Annotated in this window: 5 protein-coding genes and 1 other annotated feature; all 5 genes read left to right on the forward strand. The window is 41.4% G+C overall.

Annotated features, from left to right (window positions below; all coding sequences use genetic code 11):
• Positions 1-204 precede the first annotated feature (204 nt).
• The 5 genes from DEF30_RS03870 (at position 205) to rplT (ending at position 3,748) form a co-directional block, all read left to right on the forward strand.
• Positions 205-900, forward strand: a complete 696-nt coding sequence (locus DEF30_RS03870; RefSeq protein ID WP_294096695.1) for a response regulator transcription factor — start codon at positions 205-207, stop codon at positions 898-900.
• A complete protein-coding gene (locus tag DEF30_RS03875) occupies positions 890-2,380 on the forward strand; it encodes a HAMP domain-containing sensor histidine kinase (RefSeq protein ID WP_294096697.1) in 1,491 nt (496 codons plus the stop codon). The genes DEF30_RS03870 and DEF30_RS03875 overlap by 11 nt, the downstream gene beginning before the upstream one ends.
• Before the next feature lie 108 nt (positions 2,381-2,488).
• Positions 2,489-2,595, forward strand: a sequence feature (ribosomal protein L20 leader region).
• Positions 2,596-2,627: 32 nt separating this feature from the next.
• The gene (gene infC / locus DEF30_RS03880; RefSeq protein WP_294096699.1) at positions 2,628-3,146 is read left to right on the forward strand and encodes a translation initiation factor IF-3; all 519 of its coding nucleotides are present in this window, start codon (positions 2,628-2,630) and stop codon (positions 3,144-3,146) included.
• Between the two features lie 22 nt (positions 3,147-3,168).
• Positions 3,169-3,366, forward strand: a complete 198-nt coding sequence (rpmI, locus tag DEF30_RS03885) for a 50S ribosomal protein L35 (RefSeq protein ID WP_031576107.1) — start codon at positions 3,169-3,171, stop codon at positions 3,364-3,366.
• Positions 3,367-3,391: 25 nt separating this feature from the next.
• Positions 3,392-3,748, forward strand: a complete 357-nt coding sequence (gene rplT, locus DEF30_RS03890; protein WP_031576110.1) for a 50S ribosomal protein L20 — start codon at positions 3,392-3,394, stop codon at positions 3,746-3,748.
• Positions 3,749-3,791: the final 43 nt, after the last annotated feature.

A 3,791-nucleotide genomic window follows, 5' to 3' on the forward strand; every position in this document is an offset into this window, starting at 1 on the left:
TTAACTTATACATTTTCAACCTTAAACCCTCCAAATTTGTTTTATGAGGTTACTATACAGCGCAATTGTGTTGAAAGTTTGTCTTAAGATAGCATTTTTTGTGTTTCTCTTTTACCCCACAGTCTGAATCATCACAAAAAAAACATATCTCTTCGCTAAAATGTTATTATTGAACTGAATAGAAAACAGAAAGGAATGAGTGTCATGAACCTGCTCATCGCAGACGACCATAAACAAATCACATCAATACTAAGCGATTATGCAAAAAAAGAAGGATATACTGTAATGATCGCCAACGATGGCAAAGAAGCGTTAAGTTTGTTCAGTAGGAATACGTTTGATCTGGTGCTTCTTGATGTTATGATGCCGGAGATGGATGGTTTTCAGGTATGCAGAGAGATCAGGAAAACATCTTCTGTCCCCATCATAATGGTCACCGCCAGAGGAGAGGACTTTGAACGCATCATGGGACTTGATATGGGGGCTGATGATTATATCGTGAAGCCTTTTTCCCCAGGAGAAGTCATGGCAAGAATCCGTGCTATTCTTAGAAGGATTTCACCTGATCCAAAAGAAAGCCAAGATAAAAATATCTTAATCTATGACAATCTCACCATAAATATTGAGGAGTTTACTGTACTGATTGAGGCTGAATCCGTATCACTCACAAAAAAAGAGATAGAGATCCTTTATACCATGGCAAAGAACCCCAACAAACTTTTTACCAGGGATAACCTTTTAAACAGTTTGTGGGGCTATGATTACTTCGGAGATGCTAGGACTGTAGATTCTCACATCAAAAGACTCCGTGCAAAACTGGACAGCTATCATCATCCGAACTGGGAAATAAAGACGGTTTGGGGTATGGGTTACAAATTTGAGGTGGAACATGAACTATAAAATCACAAGAAAACTGGTTCTTTTTATCGTTTCTTTGCTCCTTCTCTTTTCAGTACTCATGAGTGTTGTGTTTGCGCGCCTTTTTTCCGAACATACTTTAGAATACCATCAGGAGGATCTAAAGATACGAGCGGAAGCCATCGCTTCCAATCTCACAGAATTTTTGAACTCCTCTACGAGTTCAGGTTCCATGGGTATGGGTGGTATGGGCATGGGTATGAACGGCATGAAGGGATATATGCCATATTTGAGAGGGCTGGAGCAGGTTGCCATGGGTAATGTATGGATTGTGGACCAGAATGCTTCTGTCATCTATGAATCAAAGGGACTGGAGATCGAATCCCAAGAGCTTCCGCCCACTGCTAATGAAATCATTGAAAAAGCACTTTCTGGCAGCACTTCTTTCAGCGAGACTTTCAGTGACTTTATTGGTATAAAAAGCCTGACAGTAGGGGTACCCATTCTTGATGATGATAAAGAGGTTATCGGAGCTGTGCTGCTTCATGCTCCTGTGAACAATATTGACTCCTCGATCCTAAGCGGACTGAATATCCTTTTTATTTCAGCGGCCATTGCTTTGGTCCTGGCGATTCTCTTAGGTACACTTTTCTCATTAAAGTTCATAGCACCCATCAAAAAGATCAATAAGGCAGCTTATAAGCTTTCCGAAGGGGACTATTCCACCCGCACACAGGTGATTCAAAATGATGAGATCGGAGATCTTGCGAAAACTGTAGACCAATTGGCCCTTCGGCTTGATGAAGCATCCAGGGAAAGCAGTAGACTGGAACAGAGCAGACGGGACTTTATTGCCAGTGTCTCCCACGAGTTGAGAACTCCTGTTACTGTGCTGCGAGGCTCCCTTGAAGCATTAAAGGACGGAATCATTGAAGATGAAGAGCAGAAGAAGCAGTACCAGGATCAGATGTTTCAGGAAGTACTTTCTCTTCAGAGACTTGTGGATGATCTTCTCAGTCTCACAAAGCTTCAGAATCCGGATTTTAAGATCAGCAAAGAACTTCTCAATCTTTCCGAAGTCCTTTCTGATGGCGTGGATGCCATGAAGCTCGTAAGTGCGGACAAAGAGATCAGTCTGAGTCTTGCAAATCCATATGCCTTTATACCATTTTCAGGAGACTATGGAAGACTTCGCCAAATGTTCATGGCTGTCCTTGATAATGCTATAAAATTCTCACCGAAACGAAGCTCCATTGACATAGAGGTCATAGACCAAGCAACGAAAACAGTGGTGAAAATCAGGGACTATGGTATCGGTATGGAAGAGAAGGTAAAAGCGCATATTTTCGATAAGTTCTTTCAGACCTCTACATCAGAGAACCTGAAAGGAACCGGCCTGGGTCTTTCCATTGTCAATGAAATTGCTTTGAGACATCAGGTGTCCATCGATGTGGAAAGCCGTAAAGGGGAGGGAACCGTCTTTACCTTCACCTTCCTAAAAGAAAAAAACCCCGCTAGATAATTTTCTTTATTTAAAACCTTGTCAGCGCAAGTTATATCCGGTATGATGGGAGAGTACAAAAATTATTTTCAGGTAGTTGACAGACTATCTGATTATGTTATAATAGTTTGGTACAAGTAGAAACCACCGTTTCTCACCCTACGACTCGCGTTGTATGGTCACAATTCATTCTTTAGTGAATTTGAGGACGGTTTATGCCGTCCTTTTTTAACGTCTTGCGTTAGAAAAGGCATGTTGAATTCCGGAGGTGAAAATTATTAAACAAAACAACCCAATCAATCACGAAATAAGAGAAAAAGAAGTGAGACTTATTTCAAGTGAAGGTGAACAGCTGGGAATCGTCTCATCCAGAGATGCCTTGAAAATGGCAGAAGATCAGAACCTTGATCTCGTTATGATCGCTCCTACAGCTAAGCCACCTGTATGCAAGATTATGGATTACCATAAGTTTACATACGAACAGGCCAAGAAAGAAAAAGAGGCCAAAAAGAATCAGAAGATCATCACCCTAAAAGAAATCCGATTCAGCCCTAAGACCGAAGAGCATGATATCACAATCAAAGCAAACAAGGCACGGGAGTTCCTGACAGACGGAGACAAGGTGAAGGTTACTGTGAGGTTTAGAGGCCGCGAAGCCGCCTACGCAGAAAATGGATACAAGATCCTGAATAATTTCGCATCAAAATTAGAGGATGTCGGTACGATCGAAAAGCCTGCCAAAATGGAAGGTCGTAACATGATCATGATACTGACTCCAAAGAAGTAACAAACTTTAGGAGGAAGAAACGATGCCAAAAATGAAAACCCATAGAGGCGCTGCCAAGAGATTCAGAAAAACTGGAAGTGGAAAGCTTAAGAGAGGAAAAGCTTTCAGAAGTCATATCCTTACTAAGAAGTCTTCCAAGAGAAAGAGAAATCTTAGAAAGACCGGGTATGTTTCTACAACACAAGAAAAGGCAATGAGAAAGTTGCTACCATACCTATAATTAGAAGGATACAGGAGGATTAAAAATGGCAAGAGTTAAAAGAGCCTTAAACGCTCGTAAGAATCATAAAAAAGTACTGAAGCTTGCAAAGGGATACTACGGTGCAAAGAGCAAGCTGTTCAAGACAGCAAATGAAACAGTAATCAGAGCTCAGAGAAATTCCTACATCGGCAGAAAGCTGAAGAAGAGAGATTTCAGAAGACTGTGGATCGCTAGAATCAATGCAGCTGCTAGAATGAACGGCCTAAGCTACTCCAGACTGATGAACGGTCTGAAGATTGCTGGAATCGACATCAACAGAAAGATGCTTTCTGAAATCGCAATCCACGATCCAAAGGCATTTGCAGTACTCGTTGAGACCGCAAAGTCCAAATTAGCATAATCATGTAAAGCTACCTGAATTGATATGCTCCCCTTATAGTAGA

It is taken from the genome of Proteiniclasticum sp. (assembly GCF_003514505.1).
In the GTDB taxonomy this organism is placed as follows: Bacteria; Bacillota; Clostridia; order Clostridiales; family Clostridiaceae; genus Proteiniclasticum.